At 69.9% G+C, this 20,959-nt stretch carries 25 protein-coding genes; 12 read left to right on the top strand and 13 right to left on the bottom strand.

Annotated elements, in window-relative coordinates; all coding sequences use genetic code 11:
* Positions 1-110: 110 nt before the first annotated feature.
* Genes ACFVBH_RS07585 through ACFVBH_RS07570 form a run of 4 tightly spaced genes read left to right on the top strand, consistent with a single transcriptional unit; the run spans position 111 to position 2,197 of the window.
* Positions 111-602, top strand: coding sequence for an RNA polymerase sigma factor (locus tag ACFVBH_RS07585; RefSeq protein WP_379000666.1), 492 nt, complete (start codon positions 111-113; stop codon positions 600-602).
* 5 nt (positions 603-607) lie between these two features.
* On the top strand, positions 608-1,216 hold the full coding sequence (locus ACFVBH_RS07580; protein ID WP_354990222.1) for a methylated-DNA--[protein]-cysteine S-methyltransferase: 609 nt from the start codon (positions 608-610) through the stop codon (positions 1,214-1,216).
* The gene (locus ACFVBH_RS07575; RefSeq protein WP_379000664.1) at positions 1,213-1,938 is read left to right on the top strand and encodes a 2OG-Fe(II) oxygenase; all 726 of its coding nucleotides are present in this window, start codon (positions 1,213-1,215) and stop codon (positions 1,936-1,938) included. Before ACFVBH_RS07580 ends, ACFVBH_RS07575 begins: the two co-directional genes overlap by 4 nt.
* On the top strand, positions 1,928-2,197 hold the full coding sequence (locus ACFVBH_RS07570) for an Ada metal-binding domain-containing protein (RefSeq protein WP_354990191.1): 270 nt from the start codon (positions 1,928-1,930) through the stop codon (positions 2,195-2,197). Before ACFVBH_RS07575 ends, ACFVBH_RS07570 begins: the two co-directional genes overlap by 11 nt.
* 8 nt (positions 2,198-2,205) lie before the next feature.
* Here ACFVBH_RS07570 and ACFVBH_RS07565 read toward each other — a convergent pair whose 3' ends face one another.
* From ACFVBH_RS07565 to ACFVBH_RS07550, 4 genes are all read right to left on the bottom strand, one after another.
* Positions 2,206-2,424, bottom strand: a complete 219-nt coding sequence (locus tag ACFVBH_RS07565) for a hypothetical protein (RefSeq protein WP_354990192.1) — start codon at positions 2,422-2,424, stop codon at positions 2,206-2,208.
* 222 nt (positions 2,425-2,646) lie between these two features.
* The gene (locus ACFVBH_RS07560; protein ID WP_379000661.1) at positions 2,647-3,351 is read right to left on the bottom strand and encodes a DJ-1/PfpI family protein; all 705 of its coding nucleotides are present in this window, start codon (positions 3,349-3,351) and stop codon (positions 2,647-2,649) included.
* Positions 3,352-3,413: 62 nt separating this feature from the next.
* A complete protein-coding gene (locus tag ACFVBH_RS07555; RefSeq protein WP_379000659.1) occupies positions 3,414-3,902 on the bottom strand; it encodes a hypothetical protein in 489 nt (162 codons plus the stop codon).
* Between the two features lie 98 nt (positions 3,903-4,000).
* Entirely contained in the window at positions 4,001-5,230 is a 1,230-nt protein-coding gene (locus tag ACFVBH_RS07550) for a hypothetical protein (RefSeq protein WP_379000657.1), read from the bottom strand.
* A 256-nt stretch (positions 5,231-5,486) separates the two neighbouring features.
* Between ACFVBH_RS07550 and ACFVBH_RS07545 the strand changes: the two genes are divergently transcribed.
* The 4 genes from ACFVBH_RS07545 to ACFVBH_RS07530 all read left to right on the top strand — a co-directional run bounded on the left by ACFVBH_RS07545 (position 5,487) and on the right by ACFVBH_RS07530 (position 7,934).
* Positions 5,487-5,780, top strand: a complete 294-nt coding sequence (locus tag ACFVBH_RS07545; protein ID WP_354990197.1) for a hypothetical protein — start codon at positions 5,487-5,489, stop codon at positions 5,778-5,780.
* A gap of 80 nt (positions 5,781-5,860) precedes the next feature.
* A complete protein-coding gene (aat, locus tag ACFVBH_RS07540; protein ID WP_379000655.1) occupies positions 5,861-6,598 on the top strand; it encodes a leucyl/phenylalanyl-tRNA--protein transferase in 738 nt (245 codons plus the stop codon).
* A 61-nt stretch (positions 6,599-6,659) separates the two neighbouring features.
* Positions 6,660-7,196 (top strand): DUF4189 domain-containing protein, encoded by a 537-nt coding sequence (locus ACFVBH_RS07535; RefSeq protein ID WP_379000653.1) that lies wholly within the window; start codon positions 6,660-6,662, stop codon positions 7,194-7,196.
* Between the two features lie 111 nt (positions 7,197-7,307).
* Positions 7,308-7,934 (top strand): glyoxalase, encoded by a 627-nt coding sequence (locus ACFVBH_RS07530; protein ID WP_379000651.1) that lies wholly within the window; start codon positions 7,308-7,310, stop codon positions 7,932-7,934.
* A 15-nt stretch (positions 7,935-7,949) separates the two neighbouring features.
* Here the strand turns inward: ACFVBH_RS07530 and ACFVBH_RS07525 are convergent, their stop codons facing one another.
* Together ACFVBH_RS07525 and ACFVBH_RS07520 are read right to left on the bottom strand one after the other, a co-directional pair.
* The gene (locus tag ACFVBH_RS07525; RefSeq protein WP_354990201.1) at positions 7,950-8,594 is read right to left on the bottom strand and encodes a response regulator transcription factor; all 645 of its coding nucleotides are present in this window, start codon (positions 8,592-8,594) and stop codon (positions 7,950-7,952) included.
* Positions 8,591-9,748 carry a sensor histidine kinase gene (locus ACFVBH_RS07520; protein ID WP_379000648.1) on the bottom strand — a complete coding sequence of 386 codons (1,158 nt, stop codon included), beginning with the start codon at positions 9,746-9,748 and terminating at the stop codon, positions 8,591-8,593. Before ACFVBH_RS07520 ends, ACFVBH_RS07525 begins: the two co-directional genes overlap by 4 nt.
* A gap of 133 nt (positions 9,749-9,881) precedes the next feature.
* On the opposite strand from ACFVBH_RS07520, the gene ACFVBH_RS07515 reads away from it, so the two are divergent.
* A complete protein-coding gene (locus ACFVBH_RS07515; RefSeq protein WP_379000646.1) occupies positions 9,882-10,844 on the top strand; it encodes an SDR family NAD(P)-dependent oxidoreductase in 963 nt (320 codons plus the stop codon).
* Between the two features lie 28 nt (positions 10,845-10,872).
* Here the strand turns inward: ACFVBH_RS07515 and ACFVBH_RS07510 are convergent, their stop codons facing one another.
* The 3 genes from ACFVBH_RS07510 to ACFVBH_RS07500 form a co-directional block, all read right to left on the bottom strand.
* Positions 10,873-11,580, bottom strand: coding sequence for a YqjF family protein (locus tag ACFVBH_RS07510; RefSeq protein WP_379000644.1), 708 nt, complete (start codon positions 11,578-11,580; stop codon positions 10,873-10,875).
* A gap of 29 nt (positions 11,581-11,609) precedes the next feature.
* Entirely contained in the window at positions 11,610-12,752 is a 1,143-nt protein-coding gene (locus tag ACFVBH_RS07505) for an alpha/beta hydrolase family protein (RefSeq protein ID WP_379000642.1), read from the bottom strand.
* Between the two features lie 196 nt (positions 12,753-12,948).
* Complete coding sequence (locus ACFVBH_RS07500; RefSeq protein WP_379000640.1) at positions 12,949-13,317, bottom strand: VOC family protein; 369 nt, start codon at positions 13,315-13,317, stop codon at positions 12,949-12,951.
* 62 nt (positions 13,318-13,379) lie between these two features.
* Between ACFVBH_RS07500 and ACFVBH_RS07495 the strand changes: the two genes are divergently transcribed.
* Positions 13,380-13,832, top strand: coding sequence for a MarR family winged helix-turn-helix transcriptional regulator (locus tag ACFVBH_RS07495; protein WP_379000638.1), 453 nt, complete (start codon positions 13,380-13,382; stop codon positions 13,830-13,832).
* A gap of 271 nt (positions 13,833-14,103) precedes the next feature.
* Here the strand turns inward: ACFVBH_RS07495 and ACFVBH_RS07490 are convergent, their stop codons facing one another.
* Positions 14,104-16,878 carry an ATP-binding protein gene (locus ACFVBH_RS07490; RefSeq protein WP_379000636.1) on the bottom strand — a complete coding sequence of 925 codons (2,775 nt, stop codon included), beginning with the start codon at positions 16,876-16,878 and terminating at the stop codon, positions 14,104-14,106.
* A 299-nt stretch (positions 16,879-17,177) separates the two neighbouring features.
* Between ACFVBH_RS07490 and ACFVBH_RS07485 the strand changes: the two genes are divergently transcribed.
* The gene (locus ACFVBH_RS07485) at positions 17,178-17,612 is read left to right on the top strand and encodes a YdeI/OmpD-associated family protein (RefSeq protein ID WP_379000634.1); all 435 of its coding nucleotides are present in this window, start codon (positions 17,178-17,180) and stop codon (positions 17,610-17,612) included.
* 205 nt (positions 17,613-17,817) lie between these two features.
* Positions 17,818-18,585 (top strand): 2-phosphosulfolactate phosphatase, encoded by a 768-nt coding sequence (locus ACFVBH_RS07480; RefSeq protein ID WP_379000632.1) that lies wholly within the window; start codon positions 17,818-17,820, stop codon positions 18,583-18,585.
* A gap of 117 nt (positions 18,586-18,702) precedes the next feature.
* Here ACFVBH_RS07480 and ACFVBH_RS07475 read toward each other — a convergent pair whose 3' ends face one another.
* The 3 genes from ACFVBH_RS07475 to ACFVBH_RS07465 all read right to left on the bottom strand — a co-directional run bounded on the left by ACFVBH_RS07475 (position 18,703) and on the right by ACFVBH_RS07465 (position 20,936).
* Complete coding sequence (locus ACFVBH_RS07475; RefSeq protein ID WP_379000630.1) at positions 18,703-19,986, bottom strand: RNA polymerase sigma factor; 1,284 nt, start codon at positions 19,984-19,986, stop codon at positions 18,703-18,705.
* Positions 19,986-20,405: a YciI family protein gene (locus ACFVBH_RS07470; protein WP_354990213.1), complete on the bottom strand. Its 420-nt coding sequence runs from the start codon at positions 20,403-20,405 to the stop codon at positions 19,986-19,988. Before ACFVBH_RS07470 ends, ACFVBH_RS07475 begins: the two co-directional genes overlap by 1 nt.
* A 177-nt stretch (positions 20,406-20,582) precedes the next feature.
* Positions 20,583-20,936 (bottom strand): VOC family protein, encoded by a 354-nt coding sequence (locus ACFVBH_RS07465; protein ID WP_354990214.1) that lies wholly within the window; start codon positions 20,934-20,936, stop codon positions 20,583-20,585.
* Positions 20,937-20,959: the final 23 nt, after the last annotated feature.

Raw genomic sequence — 20,959 nt, 5'->3', positions numbered from 1 at the left:
AAGGGGAAGCCGATGAACACCCGGTACACCGTGGTCGACACCGCGACGCCCGGCCCGGCCGCCATCGTGGCGAACGGCCCGTCCGTGCGCGGGGGAAGGCTGTGCCGCGCGTGAAGCAACCGTTCGAGGCGATAGTCGCCGAGCACGGATCGACCGTGCTGCGGGTGTGCCGCGCGGTGGTCGGCGTCCACGACGCCGAGGACGCCTGGTCGGAAACCTTCCTGGCGGCGATGCGCGCCTATCCGGACCTGCCCGAGACGGCGAACGTGGAGGCGTGGCTGGTGACCATCGCCCACCGCAAGGCGATCGACGTCATCCGTGCCGCGACACGTGATCCACTCCCGGTGCCGGACATGCCCGACGAGCCGGCCGGTGACGGCGTCGTGGGATCCGACGACGCCGGGGTGTGGGCGGCGGTGGCCGGACTGCCCGACAAACAGCGCCGCAGCATCGCCTACCACTACGTCGCCGGCCTGCCGTACGCCGAGATCGCGCAAATACTCGGCGGCACCACAGATGCCGCGCGCCGGGCCGCGGCCGACGGCCTGAAATCCCTGCGCAGGACCTACCCGGGCGCGACTCTGAAAGGAGACCCACGATGAACGAGATGACCCGCGACGACGACGCGATCGCCGCCCTGTCGGCGCCCGTGGACGAGCCCACCATGGCTCGGCTGCACCACCTGCTCGAGCGCAAAGCCGAAGCGGCCCAACTGATCGACGTCGCCTACACCACGATGGATTCCCCGGTGGGCCGGCTGCTGCTGGCCGCCACGCCCACGGGGCTGGTCCGGGTCGCCTATGCCCGCGAAGACCACGATCGCGTTCTCGAGACCCTCGCGCACAAACTCAGCCCGCGAATCCTGCGGGCGCCGCGACGCCTCGACGACACGATGCGCGAACTCGACGAGTATTTCGATCGCCGCCGCGAAACCTTCGATCTGCCACTGGATCTGTCACTGTCGCAGGGCTTCCGGCAGCTCGTGCAGCAGCATCTGCCCGAGATCGGCTACGGACAGACCCGCAGCTACGCGCAGGTCGCCCAGCTGGTCGGCAACCCGAAGGCGGTCCGCGCGGTCGGCACGGCGTGCGCCACCAACCCGCTGCCGGTGATCGTGCCGTGCCACCGGGTCCTGCGCGCGGACGGCAGCCTCGGCGGATACGTCGGCGGTGCGGAGGCCAAGAATCTGCTGCTGAGCCTCGAGGCCGCCGCATGAGCACCGCGACACCGGGGCTGCGATCGGCCAGGGTCGACCGAATCGATTGGCCCGCGGTGACTTCCGAGCTCGACGCCTTCGGCGGCGCACCGCTGCCCGGCCTGATCACCGCCGCGGAAGCCGCAGCGGTGGCCGAACTCTACGATCGGCCCGAACTGTTCCGCAGCACCGTGGACATGAACCGGCACCGTTTCGGCTCCGGCGAATACCGCTACTTCGCCGCGCCCTATCCCGAGCCGATCGAGGAACTCAAACAGGCGCTGTACCCGCGCCTGCTGCCCATCGCTCGCGACTGGTGGGCCAGGCTCGGGCGGCCCGCCCCCTGGCCGGACACCCTCGACGAATGGCTGGACATGTGCCATCGGGCCGGGCAACGCCGGTCGACGGGCATCCTGTTGCGCTACGGCTCCGGGGATTGGAACGCGCTGCATCGAGACCTATACGGGGAGTTGGTGTTTCCCCTCCAGGTCGTGATCGGTCTCGATCGGCCCGGTATCGACCACACGGGCGGTGAGTTCCTGCTCGTCGAGCAGCGTGCCCGCGCCCAGTCTCGCGGTGCGGCCACGCTGATTCCCCAGGGTGACGGGTTCGTGTTCACCACCCGCGACCGGCCGGTGCGCACGGCCCGTGGCTGGTCGGCGGCCCCGGTCCGCCACGGCGTATCCACCGTCCGTTCCGGGCGCCGCCGCACCCTGGCGCTGGTATTCCACGATGCCGCTTGATTTTTCGGGCCCCGGCTACCTGTTGCTGGATGCCCGCGGCCGGCCCTACCGCTCCGGGACCCCGGGCCGGTGGGGTGGGCACCGCGGCAGCCGGATCTACGGCCGCCTCGACTGCCCTTCGGCGTTACGTGCGATCGCCGCGGGCGGCTATGCCGGTCGCCGGGTGTTCTTCGCCGACGAATCCACGGCCGTCGCGGCCGGCTACCGCCCCTGCGCGGTGTGCTGCCCCGACCGCTACGCGGCGTGGAAGCAGCGCTGAGCGGATCATCAGCGCGCGGAACCACTTTCGATGAACTCGCGGACGAAGCACAGCGGGCACATGGGATCGAACGGCCTGGTGATCGGGGCCGAGACGGTGGCGGGCGATTCGGCCGCGGCAGCGTTCGCCGCTGCCGCGTTCGGTGCTGCCGCGGCGATCGCGGGCTGCAGGGCGATCGCGAGTGCGAGCGAACCGCCGGCAAGGACATTCAGCACGGGACGGTACATAAGTTCCTCCATGTTGATGCGATGAGCTGCGACCGTAACAAGCTGCCGGGCCCGCGGTCATGCCCCCAATTCCATTCGCGGATCACGCATTCGATGCCTGACCTGCGGGAATTTGCCTCCGGGCGTGGATTGCCGGGCTACCCGCACAAGGGTCCATGGCGGTGGCCTCGACACCGAGAGGCCGGGTCGATGCCCCGTCCGCAATGCGACCCGCAGCCGGTTCTAGTCGCGTGCGCGTGCCATCAGACATTCCGCGGCGACCTCGGCCGCGCGGGTGCGGCGGGCGGTGAGCGGAGCGAAGAGGGCCTCGGCGGACTCGCGCACCGCGCCGGGAGCGCGTTGCGGGGAGCCCGCGTCGAAGGGCGGATGCGGGTTGTACTCGGTCACGAGTTGGACCAGCTCGGCCTGCTCGGTTCCCCATTGGCGGGCAATCAGGGTGAGCGCCAGGTCGATTCCGGCCGTGACCCCGCCGCCGGTGGCCCGGTTGCGGTCTATCACGACGCGTTCGGTGGACGTGGTCGCGCCGAACAGCGGGAGGGCGTGCAGCATGCTCCAGTGCGTGGTCGCGGTGTACCCGCGCAGCAGATTCGCCGCGCCGAGCACGAGCGCGCCCGTGCACACGGACATGATCCAATCCGCCTGTGGCGCACGGCGGGACAGGAACGACAGCAGGTCCGCGTCGGCGAGCAGCTCGGTGGTGCCGCCACCCCCGCCGACGAACAGCACGTTCAGTTCCGGGGCCGCGCCGAGTACGCAGTCGGGGATGACCCGAATCCCGCAGTCGGTGGTCACCGGGCCGGGCTTGACACCGATGTTCATCAGCCGAACCCCGGGCACCCGGGCGAAGAGATCGGCCGGGCCGACGCTGTCCAACAGCGTCATGCCGTCGAAATAGACCATACCGATGGTGTACCTGGCTACGGACATGACGCCCATCATGCATCGGGCAATGCCGAACGGGCGTGAGCCACACGCCCGTTCCGGCCGACCTAGACGACCCTGATTCGTATTCGCACGTCGGTGGTCGTCGCGGAGCCCGCGACGAGCACGCTGCTTCCGATCACCGCGCGGCCGACGGCCAATTCGTGCAGCACCAGCGATTGCCCATTCGTGCAGGTCGTCTGGGGTACCAGGTCGAGCAGGTTCTTGGCGGCGAGAACCTCGCAGGTGACCGGCCGAGCGACCGCCGCGCCGCGAAAGAGCTCGGGGTACCGGGCGAATTCGGCTGCCGGGCCCTCGAACATCCCGTCGTAGGTGCAGGTGGGCAGGTTCATCCTGTTCCGGCAGGTCTCCGTCATCTCGGCCAGCCGCCAATTCTCCGGAATATGGATGTCGAACAGCTCGGCCATCTTGTTCCTGGCCTCGTCATCGGACAGCTCCGTGTGCGTGTCCGGCAGGACAACCGCGGATTCCACGCTGTCGCTGAGCGCCGACAGCGAGAAGAACAGCACCGCGGTGACGAGGGTCGCCGCAGCCACCAGACCCACCAGCATCAACACCGCCGCCCGGCTGCGATTCGGGGCAGCGGGACGCGAACCATGCTGACGCGCAGCGGGTCTCGCGCTCCGTCCGGTCGTCAACGCAAACCCCCGGCGGCGCGCAACCGTGCCATGTGCTCGGCGTCGGGGTGGAACTCGGCCCGATAGCGCGGCGGATAGAGACCCTCGACCGGTGTCAGGGGCACCGCGCTCGCGAGGGTTTCCCAGGGAACCGGAAAGCCGTCCGAGGCATCACGGTCGACGAGCATGACGTTGCGGGCGTGGGGTAGTAGCGAGGGGACGGTATCGGTCCAGGTGGTCAGGGTTGTCGCCGAACCGTTCGGGGCGCGGACGTGCATCACCTGGGGGGTGAAATCGAGTGCGCCCGCCTCGACGTCGGCGCTGAGGTTGTTGTGCTGCTGCGCGTACACGCGGCTGGTGAGAGTGCTTTCGGCGAAGTCGATGTCGCGCGCGGCGAGGTGGTTCGGCGGCACCCGGTACGGGATCAGGCGGCCGGAGTCGTCGACGGTGTACGGGACCGGTGACACCTCGCGGACCGCCCGGTCGAAGAGTTCGCGGGCGGTGTCGACCAGTTGCACCACGTGCCGCTCGGAGTACTCGGCCCCGATCAGCACACCGGTGTTGGCGGCGACGAAAACGATGGGCCGCGCACCGGCTTTCGCGCCGATCCCGGCCAGCCAGCCCGGCACCAGCGGCAGCGATCCCGCGTAGTAGTCACCGTCGGTATCGGGGAGGTGCGAGATCCCGCCGTTGCGGGCCGGGTCGTAGCTCGCGACGGTGTCCAGTGCCGTCCCGGTGAGATTGGCGCGGGCGGTATCGAAAACGGTGTCGGCGTCCACACCCCATTCGTCGAGCTGGCTCGGATGCACCCGGGCCATCGAGGTCGGCAGATCGATGACCACGATCTCCATCAGGCACGGTAGCACCGGCCGCCAGAGCATCTGTTCCGAGGCGACCAGCCCCTCGATCCGGATGGACAGCTCACCCGCCTGCCGGATCAGCGGCCGCAGCCGGGGCGCGACCGCGTCCCACCCCTCCGGCAGCGCGGGACCACCCAGCACGGGATCCGCGGTGACGAAGGTCCGCAGTATCTTTTCGGCCTCCGCGTCGGTTACGCCGTCGCACCGTCGCAACGCCGTATGCAGATTCACTACCCCCCGGTGCCCGCCCGGGGTCTGAAACCGGATCGAGAAGTTCGCGGCGTCGTACTCCGCCACACTGACCGCGGGGTTGTCCCGCACCATCTCGAACGCCTGCCTGCCGAGCCGTTTACGCCTGGAGCCGAACACCCCACCCAGAAAACCCATGCGACAGAACGTACTCGGCTCGTCCGACGGCTTTCGCGCTGTGAGCGGCCCGGGTCGCAGGAATCCGCCGGATGAAGCGGCGGTGCGCGCGATCGGGCGCCTCTGCCTGCGGAGTTCGATTCGAGTCCGATTGCAAGGCAATGGAACTGGGGGCAGGGGCGGACGATCCATACCGGCTATTTGTGAAATGAACGCATTTATAGTTCTCGCGTGGTCGGCGGTGTGTCCGGCCTTCACCCCGGAAAGGTCCTCTCACATGCGCTATGTCGTAGCCGCGGCCGGAGTGGCCGGCGTGTTGTTCGCGGGGATGGGGTCGGCCGCGGCCGCGCCCCTGACGCTGATCGAGAACGCGGACGGTGCGGCGGCCGTCCAGCCGTCGGCTGTCGCTGACGAGGGATCCAGCGGTTCGGCCACGGCTCTCGGCGCCGGACTGCTCAACGGGTCTGTGGAGAGCGGGTCGGCGCAGAACGGGGCCAACCTGTTCTGGAAGTCGCTGTGCACGATCAGCTCGGGGCAGCCGACCGCCCCGGGCACGATTCCGATCTGCTGACGCGGCGCGTGGCCGCCGGAACGGCCATTCCACGGTCCGCAGAGCCGGCGCTGTCCGGCCAGGTCGGTAAGGTCTGACCGGTGACCGACGCTTCCGACCTGATGCGGCTGTACCTGGCCGAACCGGACCAGCCATTCCCGTCCCTGGAGCTGGCGGATCCGTCCGGGCTGGTCGCTTTCGGCGGGGATCTGTCGGCGCAGCGGCTGCTCGCCGCCTATTCCGCGGGCATCTTCCCCTGGTACAACCCCGGCGAGATGATCCACTGGTACAGCCCGGACCCGCGCAGCATTCTGCTGCCGACGGCGCTGCGGGTGACCAAGTCCCATCGGCGAGCCGTCGCCATCGCCGACTACGCGGTGACCATGGATCGCGCCTTCGCCGAGGTGATGGCCCACTGCGCCGGGCCGCGGGCCAAGGAGGAGGGAACCTGGATCGGCGACGACATGCGGGCGGCCTACCTGCGACTGCATCGGCTCGGCCATGCGCACTCGGTCGAGGTCTGGCGGGACGGCGAACTGGTGGGCGGTCTGTACGGTGTCGCGCTCGGCCGGTCCTTCGCGGGTGAATCCATGTTCTCGCGCGCCCGGGACACCTCCAAGATCGCGCTGTATTGGCTCTGCACCCAACTCGCCGACTGGGAATTCGCCCTGATCGATTGCCAGATGACCACCGATCATCTGGCCTCGCTCGGCGCCGTCGACGTCCCGCGTGCGGAATATCTGCGCCTGCACGGCGCAGCCGCGGCCCGCCCCGGCATCGTCGGCCCCTGGCAGTTCGAGATCCCGGTGCCCAACTCTCCGGGTCATTCACCGGACTGACCAGCCTGCGCCGAAGGCCGAATTCCGCCGTGCGAGCTGGACACTCGGCCCGATTCCGGCAATGATCTCCCGGTCCGTGCACTACAACTCGGGGGTCGAGTTCATGTCGTTGTTGGGAAAATCCGCTCTGGCCATGGTGGTTCCGGCGGCCGGCGTCCTGCTCGCCTCGGGTACGGGGACGGCGAACGCGGCCGGTGATCTGTACGGGGCGATCGCCGTCTACCAGCAGAAGACGCCGGGCACGCCGTGGGAGCACCACACCGGAGTCGGTGTGGCGGTTGACTTTCCATCGCAGGCCGCCGCGGACGAGGCCGCGGTCAAAGCCTGCACCGTGGATCGCTGCACCGTTTTCGCACGCGTGCACAACGACTGTGCCTCGGTCGTACAACTCGTGAGCTGGACGGCGTGGTCGAACGGGCTCGAACCGGTGTATCTGACCGGGCGCGGGGCGACCGCCGCCGCGGCGGAGGCCGCCGCGCTCGACATGGGGAATCGAACCCTGTCCCCGCCCACCAGTTTCCTGTTCGATGTCGGTCTGGCCCGGCTCGTCACACCGCCGTCCGTGCTGGACACCATCTGCACCTCGAACGCCGGCTGACTCGGCGTCGCCCACACGCGGCCCGGCGCCGGCCTACGTACCGGGTCTCAGTGGTGGGTTCGGTGGTCGGCACGGATGTTGCCGTCCGGCCCCGTCCATATCGTTATGGGCATGGAAAACAACACGCTCACCAGCACCGATATCAACGTTCAGCTCGAGGTCGCCGATGTCGCGGCCGCCGCGGCGTGCTACGAAGCCGCCTTCGGGCTGGGGGACCGGATCGGTTTCCGCGAGTCGCAGTTGCCCTCGACCGGTTTCCGCGGATTCCTGCTCTCCCTCGTGGTCTCGCAGCCCTCGACCGTCGACAGCTTGATCGCGACCGCCGTCGAGGCCGGGTTCACCGTGGTCAAGCCGGCGAAGAAGAGCCTGTGGGGCTACGGCGCGGTCCTGCAGGCTCCCGAGGGCACGATCTGGAAGGTCGACACCTCGAAAAAGAAGGACGTGGGCCCCTTCACCCGCGAGGTCGGCACCGTGGTTCTGCTGCTCGGCGTAGATGATGTGAAGGCCAGCAAGCAGTTCTACGCCGACCGCGGCCTGACCGTGGCCAAGAGCTTCGGCGGCAAGTACGCCGAGTTCGAAGGCAAGGGCTCCCCGGTCACCCTGGCGATGTACCCCCGCAAGTCCGCGGCCAAGGATGCCGGAATGTCCCCCGAAGGCAGCGGTTCGCACCGGATCGTGATGGACAGCGGCCTGGGTTCGTTCGCCGACCCCGACGGGTTCGTGTGGGAGACACGCTGAACCGCGGGTCTCGTGTCAGCGACCGACCCCGAGCAGCGCGAGTTGGATGCGGTTGGTCGCACCGGTTTTCGTCATCAGATTGGTGATGTGGGTTTTGACCGTGGTCACGCCCACGTGGAGCCGCTCGGCTATCTCCGCATTGCCCATCCCGGTGGACACCAGCAGCAGGACCTCCGTTTCGCGCGGTGTCAGGCCGGGCGGCAGGGACGCCGGCGGGGCCGGGGCTGCGGTGCGGGCGGTCAGGGCGGAATCGACTACGCGGGTGAGGATCTCCGGGGTGAAGGGGCGTTCGCCGGACGCGGCCCGGTGGATGCCGTCCAGGAGGTCCCGCGGGGAAGCGTCTTTCACCAGGAAGCCGCAGGCTCCCGCGGCGAGGGCGGGGTAGAGGTGTTCGTCATCGTCGAAGGTGGTCAGCACCAGCACCCGTGTACTCGGCCGGATCGCGAGAATCGCCGCGGTGGCGCGGATTCCGTCCATGCCGGGCATGCGCAGGTCCATGAGCACCACGTCCGGGGTGAGCTGCTCGGTCAGGCGGACCGCCTCGCGGCCGGTCGCGGCCTCGCCCACCACCTCGAGATCGGCGTCGGTGTGGCAGAGCATGCGCAGGCCCGCGCGGACCAGGTGCTGGTCATCGACGATCAGGACGCGAATGCTCGTCACGGGACGGGGACTCCGATCGGGAGGGTGGCGGTGAGTTGCCAGCCGGGGCCGTGGGATCGGGCCGCGAACTCCCCGCCCAGCAGTTCGACGCGTTCGCGCAGGCCCACCAGGCCCAGGCCGTTGCCGCTCGCGGGCTGCCCGGCGCCGGAGCCGTTGTCGCACAGTAGGAATGCGGCGTGATCCGAATTCACTGTGATGCGCAGTCGTGCGGTGGTGCCGGGGCCCGCGTGTTCGGCGACATTGGCGATGCCCTCCTGCGTCAGGCGCAGCAGGGTCAGGGCCGACATGGCGTCGATCTCGCCGATGGATTCCTCGACCTCGCAGTCCACGGTGACCCCCAGCTGCCCGGCGCGCTCGGCGACCGCGAGCACCGCGGCGGGTAGATCGGCGGGTGCGATGAACGCGTCCTCGGTCATCGCGGGGTCGCGCAGGATCGACACCAGGCGACGCAGGTCACGCAGGGTTTCCCTGCCGCTGGCGTGGATCTCGTCCAGGACCTCGAGCAGTGGCGGCGGCGCGTCGGGCAGTGCGTGCCTGGCCACCCCGACCCGCAACACGGTGGAGGAGACGTGGTGGGCGATGAGGTCGTGCAGCTCGCGGGCGATGGCGGTGCGTTCCAGTGCGCGGGCGGCGGCCACCTCGATATCGCGGCGTTCGGCCAGTTCCAGGGTTTGGCGTTGTGCGCGTTCCGCGCTCCCGCGGATGGTGCGCAGCAACCCGCCCAGGAGCAGCGGTGCGCCCGCCATGACCACCGCGCGGTAGCCGTTGGCGGCGAACTCGCCGGTGGGGTGCAGCAGGTAGGCCAGGCCCAGAGCAGCTGCGGCCACATAGATTTCGCGGCCCTCGCGGCGCGCGGCCAGCTCGGTCAGTGCGAAGCCGGCCGCCACCTTGGCCACGATCGGCCCGCTGTCACCGAATTCGAAGCCGAGCAGGAGCAGTCCGCTGGTCAGCAGCGCCGCGATGAACGGCCATCGCACACCGGCCGCGGCGACCACGACCGCCGACAGCGCTATCGCCCAATCGATTCCGGCGGCCGTGCTGGTGAGCAGGAACAGGCACCCGGTCGCGGGCACGAGCAGCACGAGCAGTCGCAGTGGGATACCGCGTACCTCGAACCATGATGCGAAAAGTCGAGTGCCGCCGCCTGAATCCATCACGGTCACCATAGTGGCCGAAGGTGAACACCGACCGGCTCCTCCCACGGGAGGACCCGGCTCCTCCCGGCGGCCGCGAGTCGGGCCGCACGGCCGATACGCGCACCGGGTGGCGGGCGACAGGCTTGCGGACATGACAGACGAGAACACCGCAGCCGAAACGACCACCGCCGCACCGGTAACCAGCCGCAGACGACTCTTGGGCAGGGCGGCGGTGGCTTCCGGCGTGCTGGCGGGCGCCGCCGCGGGCCTCGCCGGAGGTGTGGCGCTCGGCGCCGACTCGAACGCGCCGCGATACGGTCCCGCCGCCCGGCAGCGGTTCACCGGGAAAACAGTACTGATCACCGGCGGTACCTCGGGAATCGGCGCCGCCGCTGCCCGGCTGTTCGCCGCCGAGGGCGCCCGGGTCGCCTTCTGCGGCAGGCGAGTCGAGCGCGGGCAGGCCGTGGAGCGCGAGATCCGCGCCGCCGGGGGTGAAGCCACCTTCGTTCGCGCGGACGTACTGGTGGAGAGCGATATTCGCGACTTCGTCGACACGACCGCGCGGATCTACGGCGGACTGCATGTCGCGTTCAACAACGCGGGCATCACCATTCAGAAGAAGCTGCACGAGTACGACGCCGACGAGTTCGACCGGGTGGTGAACACCAACCTGCGCGGTGCCTTTCTGTCGATCAAATACCAGGTGCCGCATCTGATTCGGGCGGGCGGCGGTGCGATCGTGGTGACTTCCTCGAGCAATGCGATCGCCACCGACACCGGCAAGGGCGCCTACACCGCGAGCAAACGCGGTCTCGCGGGGCTGGTTCAGGCCGCCGCGCTGGACTACGCCGCCGACGGCATCCGGGTCAACACCCTGATCCCGGGAACCACGGACACCGAGCTGGTGCGCCGGGCGGCCGGGATGGAATCGCTGCCCGACGCGGCCTGGCAGGTTTTCATGAAGCAGTGGGCGAGTTCGAATGTGCCCGGGCTGGGCCGCATCGCCACGCCCGAGGAGATCGCGGCCTTCGCTCTGACCCTGGCCTCGGACGAGCATCCGTATCTGACCGGAGCGCAGCTGGTCATCGACGGTGGCAAGACCGCGCACGCGTGAGGACGGTTCACTCGCGGTCGATCGGGTGCTACGCGCGGAAGGGCCGCCCGAATCGCACCGGCACGCCGGGGGAGTAGAGCACGCTGACCGGGCCGCCGGCCGGTGCGGGCAGGCCCGCGGCCGCGACGAGATCATCGTCGCAGTCCAGCAGTTCGGCGTGATGCAGGGGCCAGCTCGGGTGCTCGTTGGGCATGTACAGGGTGTTGCCGAACCGGGTGACGTGCAGGCCCCAGCGGGCGGTCAGGAACTGCTCGAGCGGCGTCGGCTGCTCGATCGGCGCACCGACCCGCACCCGCACCCGGGTGCCGGCCTCGCCACGCCGCCGGCGGCAGCGGTAATCGATTGTGCCGGTCGCCCTTTCGATTCCCATCGACGACCAGAGATACGGCATGGACAGCGCCGACCGGCCGACCAGCGCCGGGATCAACCGGGCGGCATCCAGGGAGAGGAACACCACGCCCCGGCGTCCGCGTTCGTCGACCGAGTACAGCCGGACGTTCGTCTCGCAGAACGAACCCAGGTAGGGCAGTCGCAGGGTGCGATCCATCCGGAACGGGACCAGCCCCACGTAGGTGCGGCCCTCGAACAGGTCGGGGCGGGTTCCGGCCGGCAGCAGGGCGGCCGCCAGGTCCGGATCCACCGGCCAGTGCAGGAACGTCACTTCCCGCCACCATTGCGTCATCACCGCGTGCCGGACGGGACGCGGCGTCGACTCGGTCACCGGCTCGACGGACATGCCGACAGGCTACCGACGCGGGAGTGCGGTCAGCGCGTGACGACGATCTCGGGCTCGGCGGGTTGCCGGTCGAGCGGGGTGTCGGTGCGGTCGCGCAGGAACTTGTCGAACATGGCCGCCACGTACGTGCGCACGAGGGAGGTGGCACGATCCGCGGCGATGGGACCGATGTATCTCGCTACCGCGGGGCGGGCGATCGCGGGCACCAGTGCGGGGAAATCGGTGTAGTCGTAGTGCGCCGAATCCCGCAGGGTCAATTGGCGTTTCCAGCCGGTGGCGTTCGTCCAGAACGCGGCCAGCGACGGGTTGGCGTCCCCGACCTCCTCGATCTGCCCGCTGGTCATCACCAGGACGGGCCGGTCGACCCCCTCCGCGGCCGCGCGCCCGAATTCCTCGTCGACGCCGATCTGCCCGTCGAGATCGACCGCGGCGTCGATCCTGCGGTCGTCGTGCAACGATTCGACCGCGGTGTACCCGCCGGACGAATGCCCGACCATGCCCACACGCTCGAGGTCCAGGGCATGATCGAGTCCGGCCGGCAGCGCCCTGTGGCCGGCGTCGGGATTGTCGCCACCGGCGATCCGGGCCAGCGAGTCCAGGACGAATCGGATGTCGAGCAGTCGCGCCGCGATGAACTTCTTACGGATGTCCCTGTCGAATCCGCCGGGCAGCGGTGCGGGCCGTTCGACCCTGCCCCCGGGAAACTCGACGGTCGATTCGTACGTGGGGTCGACGGTGACCACGACGTAGCCACGGCTGGCAAGGTCCTCCGCCAACCCGGTCCCGTAGATCCGGGTGTCACCGGCTCCGGGCGAGTACAGGATCACCGGGTACGGCCCTCCGGCAAGTGCGGGCGCACCGGTGTAGGAGTTGGTGAGGAGTCCCGGGATCTCCAGCCCGAAACGCTCTTCCATATCGGGAATGAGTGCGGTGGAAAGGTAATGGGCGCGCGGGTGCCCCTCGACGGCTTCGGCGGGATAGAACACCGACACCATCAACTCGCGCTGCCGGTCGGGATGGAACGGGTCTTCCCGAGCTGAATCGACCAGGTGCACAACGGTTTCACCCACTCGATGCGGCCCGTCGGGCCGGGGCAGGACGGTCACGCCGATGGGGTCGGAACCCGCGACGGCTGCGCTCCCGGCCACCAGCGCCACTGCTGACAGGCACACCACTATCGACCGAATCAACGATATCCCCCCAGACGATCCAGGCATAACGCCTGCCGGGAAGGAACGCTATCAGCGGAAGTCATTGCCGCACAGTCGAGCGGCGTGCTGGTGACGGTCCGGCCTGCGGGCGTTCACCGAGGCCGGGTTTTCCGGCACCTCGGGATAGGGCCGGAACATCGCGGGCATGGCCGGGTGCTCAGGTGCGGTCGTGGAGGGTGATTCGGTAGCCGTCGGGGTCGGCGAAGGTGAAGGTCCGGCCGAAGGGGCCGTCCATCGGGGGCGAGACGATGGGGTGGCCATCCGCGGCGAGGGCGTCGTGGATCGCTTGGACGTCGGTGGCGTGTAGCCAGATCGCCGCGCCCAATCCGGGGTGGACGGCGGATTCCAGGTCGGTGCCGGGAATCAGGTCGCGGAGGGCGAACGCGATCGGCTTCGTCTCGAACACCACGGCGTGCGGCGGGCCGGCCGGGGAACGGACGAGGCCCAGGTACCGCTCGTAGAACGCCTGGGAAGCGGCGAGGTCGCGCGTCTGGAGCGAGATGAAGTCGGGGCCGGTGACGGGCATGGTGATCTCCTTCCTGGTATGTCAGTTTACTGACACGCCTCAATGTATGTCAGAATACTGACATGAGTCAAGACGGCATCGACCTGGAAACTTCGCTCGGCTACCTGCTGAAAGAGGCTTCGAGCGCACTCCGTGCGGCCATGGAGGACGTCCTGCGCCCCCTCGGCATGAGCGTCACCCACTACTCCTGCCTCGAGCTGCTGGCCCAGCGCCCCGGCCTGTCGAACTCCGACCTGGCCCGCGGCGCGTTCGTCACCCGCCAAACCATGAACGTCCTGCTCCAGTCCCTGGAACGCGACGGCTACGTGACCCGCCCCGCCGAGGCCCCGGTGGGCAAGGCCCTCCCCACCCGCCTAACCCCCCGAGGCCGCCGAAGCCTCGAAAAAGCTTCCGCCGCAGTCCGTTCCGTGGAACTCACGATGCTCTCCGGCATGACCGCCCCCGAACGGACCGCTGCGTTCCATTCCCTGCGCAGCATGATCACCGCGCTCCGTGACGCGAACACCGGGCCCTAGTCGACCTCCGCGAGTTCTCCTACCGCAGAACGCAGTTCAGTCGGACAACCTCCTCCGGCGGGTGTTCCCATCACGATGTGGTCGCCACGCTCGACGCACAGCGACTCGAGGTGGAGCGATCACGGATCAGCGAACAGTCTGCGGCGCAGCAACTTATGCCGCCATACGGGGATCGCTGGCCGCCACCGAGCCGTGCTCCGTTGTCGGTAGCGGGCGCGGGGCGTTCGGCGGTGTCGACGGGTTGGTGTGGGAGGCGCGGGCCTGCGGCAGATCAGGACCGGGACTCGAGGGTTCGGGTTCGGGTCGATTGGTAGGGGCAGTGGGCGCGGTCGAACTCCGACGCGAGGGCGGGGAGGCGGGTGGCGGCGTCGAGGAGGGCCGCGGCGCGTTCCACGATCGGGGCGGCTATCGGGTTGCCGGACACCGTGGTTCGGGCGGCGGCGACGTAGGTGGGCGCGTCCGGGTGGCCGGCCAGGACCGCCGCCTCGGCGCGCAGGGCCACGTACCAGTGGCGCCAGATCCAGATTGCGCGCTCGTCGGGGGAATCCTGTTCGATGGGCAATTGCGCCAGCGCCGCGGCATTCTCACCGCGATCGAGCAGCACGATCGCCTCGAACACCGAGCGATAGGCGGACTGCTGCGCGCCGGTGCCGCCGAGCGCGTCCACGATCGCGAGCCACTCGCCGCGCGCGGCATCGTCGCCGCGCAGGCCGTGTGCCATCGCGACCGCCGCGGCGGCGGGAGCCAGGCCGGGGGAGTGCGGGCGGCCCGACAGCTCCCACGCGTCCAGGAATCGTCCACTGCCGGTGAGTACTTCGTCGAGGTTGCCCGCCAGCGCCTCCGCCACCAGCAGCGCGGCCGTGGCGAAATCACCACGCTCGGCCAGCAGCGGCAGATCGTGCAACTGTTCGGCCCAGCGCCGCGAAGCCGCCAGATCGCCGACACCGATGGCGATCTCGGCCGCCTCGGACAGCGCGTTGACATGTTCGAGGGAACTGGCGGGCGAGAGCGGCATGGCGGACAGCAGCGCCACCCGCCGCTGGGTGGTGCCGGCGGTGGCGAAGATGTCCCCGGCCCAGCACTGCGCCGCGGCGAGCGCGTCCAGTGCGGCGCTGCGCGCGAGCGGGTCTCGGGTGCGGTCGGCCAGATCCACCGCGTGCTCGGCGCGGGTGAGCGCTTCGGAGGCAAGCCCTTCCGACCCGCGCTCGGAGTCGTGCTCGGGTGCGTCGGCCTCGACGTCGGCATGCGCGAGGACCCCGCACTCGGCCAGCGCGACGGCGGCCAGCGCGGCGGGATCGCTCCCGGCCAGTGCGCGCGCCTCGTTCAACAGCGCCGCGGCCTCGCTCACCGAGACCGGCTGGGCGAACGTATCCGCCATCCGGAAGACGGTGATCGCGGCGGTGGCCAGATCCCGTGCCGCAGCGGCCGAATCGCCCGCGCCGGACGCGATCGCGGCGGCCGCGCGGTACAGGCGATACATGTCCTCGCCGCGCAGTCGGCACCCGGCGACCTCGGCGGCACGTCGCAGGGTCGCGGCGGCGGCGCTCGAGTCCGTGGTCAGCGCGGCCGCCTGTTCGTAGCGCCGCTGCGATTCGCCGATCAGATTCCGGTCGAAAGTCAACCGCGCCAGTGAAACAGCGAGATCGAACGCCTCGTCCCGCCGTTCGGGAAGCGCGGCCACCCAGGCCAGTGCCGCGCGCATGTCGTCGGCGATCACATCGAACGCCGAATGCCGCTCCCGCACCGGACGTTCGGTGGCGGCGAGCAGCTCGCGGGCGGCGCTCGCACACCAATTCACATGCCGCGCAAGGGTATCCTTGAGTTCACCGGCGGACACCAGCTCCTCGCGCTCGTACTGGCGAATCGTCTCCAGCGCCCGATAGCGGGTCCCGCGCGGGGACCGCACCACCGTCAGCAGACTCTGTTCGGTGAGCCGGGCCAGCCCGTCGGCGACCGCGATCGCGTCCAGCTCCGCCGAACCCGCCACCGCCATGGCATCCACGGCGGTGAACGGCGCGACGAACACCGAGATGCGCCGCAGCACACGGCGATCCTCGTCGGTCAGCAGCGCCTGGCTCCAATCCAGCATGGCCCGAACGGACTGATGCCGTTCGTCGGCCCGCCGCCCGCCGACCAGCAGCCGTAGCGGATCCGCGAGGCTCGCCCCGAGCCCGTCCAGCCCGAGGGTGGGCAGCCGGGCGGCCGCGAGCTCGATGGCCAGCGCCAGCCCGTCGAGCCGGCCGCAGATCTCCCGCACCCGATCCAGCTGCTCGGTGTCCACCGGCCAGCCCAGGGCCGCGGCCCGATCCAGGAACAGGGCGACCGCGTCCGCGCCATCGTCCCCGAGCGACAGCGGCGGCACCGTGAAAACCTGCTCGAACGGCACCATCAGCCGGGCCCGGCTGGTCGCCAGCACCGTCACGTTCGGGCAGTTCGCGAGCAGGTATTCGATGAACGGCGCCACCCCGTCGCGCAGATGCTCGCAATTGTCGAGCACCAGCAGCACCCGGCGGTCGCCGAGGGTGGCCGACACCGACTCCTCGAGACCGCGCCCCTGCTGCTCGGCGAGCCCGAGCGCCCGCGCCACCGCGGCCCCGGCCATCGCCGGATCGGTGACCGGCACCAGATCCACGAACCATGCGCCACCGGTGAATTCGCCGGACAGGTCGGCGGCGACGGCCAACGCCAGGCGCGTCTTGCCGACCCCGCCGGGACCCAGCGCCGTCACGTGCCGATGAGCCCGCACCGCCTCGCGCAATTCGGTGCGCTCGCGGGAACGGCCGACGAACGAGGTCAGCGGCGCGGGCAGCACGGCGGCGGGCGCCCCGCTCGCCTGCGACCGGTCCAGCTCGGCGGCCCGTTCGGCCAGCGCGCGCCGATCCGCCACCCCGACCTTGCGCAGCAGCGAAGACACGTGGGTCTCCACGGTGCGCACCGAGATGAACAACTGCGCGGCGATCTCGGCATTGCTGCGGTATCGCCCGACCAGGGCGAGCACCTCGGCCTCACGATCCGAGATCCCGGCGGCCAGCTTCGACTTCGACACGTCCACATTCTCACGCACGGCTGTTTCGGTTGCGCGGGAAGTCCTGCGTGCGGAACTCCGTGGCGCGTTCGGTGGTCACCACGGATGTCGCGGGGTTGCTGCGGAAATACCGTAGGACCCATACCGACCGGCGGCTGGAGCTTCAGCGGCCGGGAACCCACCGGAAGCAGCGGCTCCGCCGCACCGAGGTTCGCGACGGCGTGGCATATGCCGGGTCCGTCCCGATCACGGCGATGATCTCGAGGTGGGGAGCGCGAGCCGGACCAGCCGGTTCGCCGTGAGTCACCAGGAGAGCGCACATGAAGTTTCGATCCCATGTCGAGCCGCCCGAACCCATGCGCGGCCTGGAAGTTCCGGCCGAGGTGGTGACGGCGCTCGGCGAGGGCGCACGGCCGCCGGTCACGATCACCATCAACGGGCATTCGTGGCGGAGCCGCATCGCTTTGATGCGCGGTCGCCACCTGATCGGGTTGAGTAGGGCGAATCGCGAGGCGGCGGGGGTCGATATCGGGGAAGAAATCGAGGTCGAGGTGGAACTGGACACCGAGCCCCGCGAGGTCATCGAACCCGAGGACTTCGCGGCAGCGCTGAATGCGGACGCCAAGGCGCGCGCCGCCTACGACAAGCTCTCGCACAGCCGAAAGCGTGTGCATGTCCTGGCGATCGAGGGCGCGAAGAAGCCCGAGACCCGGCAGCGGCGTATCGAGAAGGCGATCGCCGAACTGCGCGGCTGAGGAGGGTTCGAGCGCTCGATTCCCCACGCACACGGTCGGCTGGTGACGCTTGTTGGGTTTGCGGCGTCCGGTGTATCGCCCAGGAGCGGTGAATGCCGCACTGCCGGTTCGTATTCGGTCCACTGCCGGGTGCTGCCGTTCGGCGAACCGGGTCGATTTCTGACACACTGGCCAGCTGGGTTCGAGGCGAGTCGAAGGGGCGGGGATGACCGAGGTTCCGGAGTGGGCGAAGCAGCTGTCGACGGGGGTTCGAATCGATTGGGGACTGGCGGGCGCGCGGGCGCTCGGCCCGGGCAGCGCCGCCGTCGTGGTGGTGGACGTGCTTTCCTTCACCACATCGGTGTCGGTCATGGTCGAGGCCGGAACCCGGGTCCTGCCCTACCCGTGGCGGGACGGCGACGCGGCCGCGTTCGCCGCCGAGCAGAACGCGGAACTGGCCGTGGGGCGTAGCGCCGTCTCCGAACAGCAGCCCTGGTCGCTCTCGCCGGCCGCCCTGCGCCGAGCCCCTGCCCCCGAGCGACTGGTCCTGCCCTCACCGAACGGTTCCGCGATTTGCGCTGCCGTGACCGGGATTCCGGTGCTCGCCGCCTGCCTGCGCAACGCTTCGGCGGTCGCCGAGTGGATCGCCGCCCGGGGCTGGGGTACCGAAGAGAACCCGGTGGCGGTGATCGCCGCCGGGGAACACTGGCCGGGCACCGGCGTCATCCGGCCCGCGGTGGAGGACTGGCTCGGCGCGGCCGCGGTCATCAGCGTGCTCGCCGACCTCGTCCCGGGCGGGCTCTCACCGGAAGCCGTTGTCGCCAAAGCGAGTTACGACGGCCTCGCCGACGTCCCCGCGCTGATCCACGACTGCGCCTCCGGCCGCGAACTCACCTCGAAAGGCTTCGGCGGTGACGTAGCCGTCGCGGCCGAAGTCGAGGGGAGCAAGGTGGTTCCGCTCCTGGTCGACGGAGCGTTCGTCGACGCCGCATGACCGGCGACGCCGCGGGAGCGGGCTCCTGTGGCGTCACCGGGCGCGGACCGTGAGCTCAGCACCGAGGTATCGGAAAACTGTTGTGCGCGAACAGGTACCGATCTCGGTGTGGCGTATCTACAGATTCGCGAGTTTCTTGGCCAGCACCGACTTCTCTCGCTCGTTGCCGCACAGCGCAATCGCCTCGCTCAGCGCGTCCCGAGCCTCGGCGGTCCGGCCGAGACGGGTGAGCAGCTCGCCGCGCACGCTCGGCAGCAGGTGCGAATTCGCCAGTGCCCCCGCGGCTGCCAGGCCGTCGACGATCGGCAGGGCGGCGGCGGGGCCGCTCGCCATCGACACCGCCACGGCGCGATTGAGTTCCACCACCGGTGAGGGCGCGAGCCTGCCCAGCGCCTCGTAGAGCACGACCACGCGTTCCCAGTCCGTCGCCTCGACCGACGGTGCGACGGCGTGGCATTCGGCGATCGCGGCCTGCAGGCCGTACGCCCCCAGACCGCGGCCCACCTCGGCCGCCTTGGTCAGCGCGGCCCGGCCGCGCAGGATCGCCGAGCGATCCCAGCGGCGGCGATCCTGCTGTTCGAGCAGCACCGGCTCGCCGTCGGGACCCGTACGAGCCGGGAACCGGGCGGCGGTCAGCTCGAGCAGGGCGAGCAACCCGTACACCTCGGCCTCGGCGGGCATGAGGCGGGCCAGCACCCGGGCGAGCCGCACCGCCTCGCCGGCCAGGTCGGTGCGGATCAGATCGCCGCCGGCACTGGCCGACGAGCCCTCGGTGAAGATCAGGTAGATGACGCCGAGCACCGACCCGAGCCGGGGCGGGCGCTCGGCCGCGGGCGGCACCTCGAACGCGACCTCGGCCGCGCCGAGTGTCTTCTTGGCCCGCGTGATTCGCGCCTGCACCGTCGCGGTCGGCACCAGGCACGCCTTGGCGATCTCGTCACTGGTCAGACCGCCGACCACCCGGAGCGTCAGCGCCAGGCGAGCCTCGCGCGAGAGCACCGGGTGGCAGGAGATGAACATCAGGGCGAGCACGTCGTCGTCGATCTGGTCGGGATCCCACAGCACCTGGGCGTCCGGCGGCGCGGGCTCGGCGGGCGCGCCACCGGTCAGCGCACCACCCTCGCCGAGTGCGCCCGCCATGGTGCTGTACCGATCGTCGAGGGCGGCACGGCGCCGGAACGCGTCGATCGCGCGGCGCCGGCCGACCGTGAGCAACCACCCGGCCGGCTGCCGCGGCACGCCTTCGCGCGGCCACGTCACCAGCGCCTCGGCCAGCGCTTCCTGCGCCAGATCCTCGGCCATCGCGAAGTCGCCGGTGTAGCGGGCCAGCGCGCCGACGATCCGCGCGGATTCGATGCGCCAGACCGCGGCGACGGCTTCCCGGCCGGTGGGGTGCGTCATCAGAGCTGGCCGGTGGCCTCGCGCCAGGCGCGTTCCTTCTTGATCCACTCGTTGTCCTGCGGGAACTCATCGATGGAGGTGACGCGGCGGATCTCGGTCTTGACGCCGGGGCCGGTCAGCGGCATCCGCTTGGCCCATTCGACGGCTTCTTCCTTGGACGCCACATTCAGGATGTAGTAGCCGCCGAAGAGTTCCTTGGTCTCGCCGTAGGGACCGTCGGTGACCACGGGGGTCTCCGAGGCGTAGTCGACGACCACCGTCTGGGCGGCGTCCTCGAGACCCTCGGCCGCGACCAGGATTCCGGCGCGGATCAGCTCGTCGTTGAACTTGCCCATGGTCTCGAGGATCTCGTCGAAGTCGTACTTCTCCATCGCGGCCCAGGCGTCGTCGGTCGCTCGCATGATCAGCATGTACTTCATGGTTCGTCTCCTGGAGTAGGTGTCGGTCTTGCTTACATCCCTAGGTCGAACGGGTGGTGTCGAAGATCGACAAGTCGCCGAAACTTTTTTCGACGAGTTTCTCGCACCGGGTCGGCGCGGGCCCGCCGATCGATATTCTGCCTGCTCGCGCGGGCTTCGATGATCGTTTGCGCGCCGTCAGCGGTGGTGGGCGAGCACGTTGATCACGGTGCCGCCGGGGTCTTCGACGAAAAAGCGCCGCACGCCCCACGGTTCGTCGGTGAGCGGGTAGACGATCTTCGCGCCGTGGCGCAGGGCTTCGGCGTGCGCGGCGTCGACGAGGGCGGGGTCGCCGAGGTCGATGCCGAAGCGCGGGGTCGGGGTCTCGGTTCCGGGCGCCAGGACGATGAGCTGGGCCGCGGGGTTTCCGGGGGCGCGGAAGCCGAGCACGGGGGCTTGCATGGCGACCTCGAGGCCGAAGACGCCGGAGTAGAAGTCCGCGAAGGCTTCCGGGTCGTCACCATCGATGTAGGGGTGGATGCGTTCGATCATCCGATGATCTTGACCGGTGGCGC

The organism is Nocardia sp. NPDC057668 (assembly GCF_042799795.1).
Classification (GTDB): domain Bacteria; phylum Actinomycetota; class Actinomycetes; order Mycobacteriales; family Mycobacteriaceae; genus Nocardia.
This window is presented reverse-complemented; position numbering and strand designations above follow the sequence as displayed.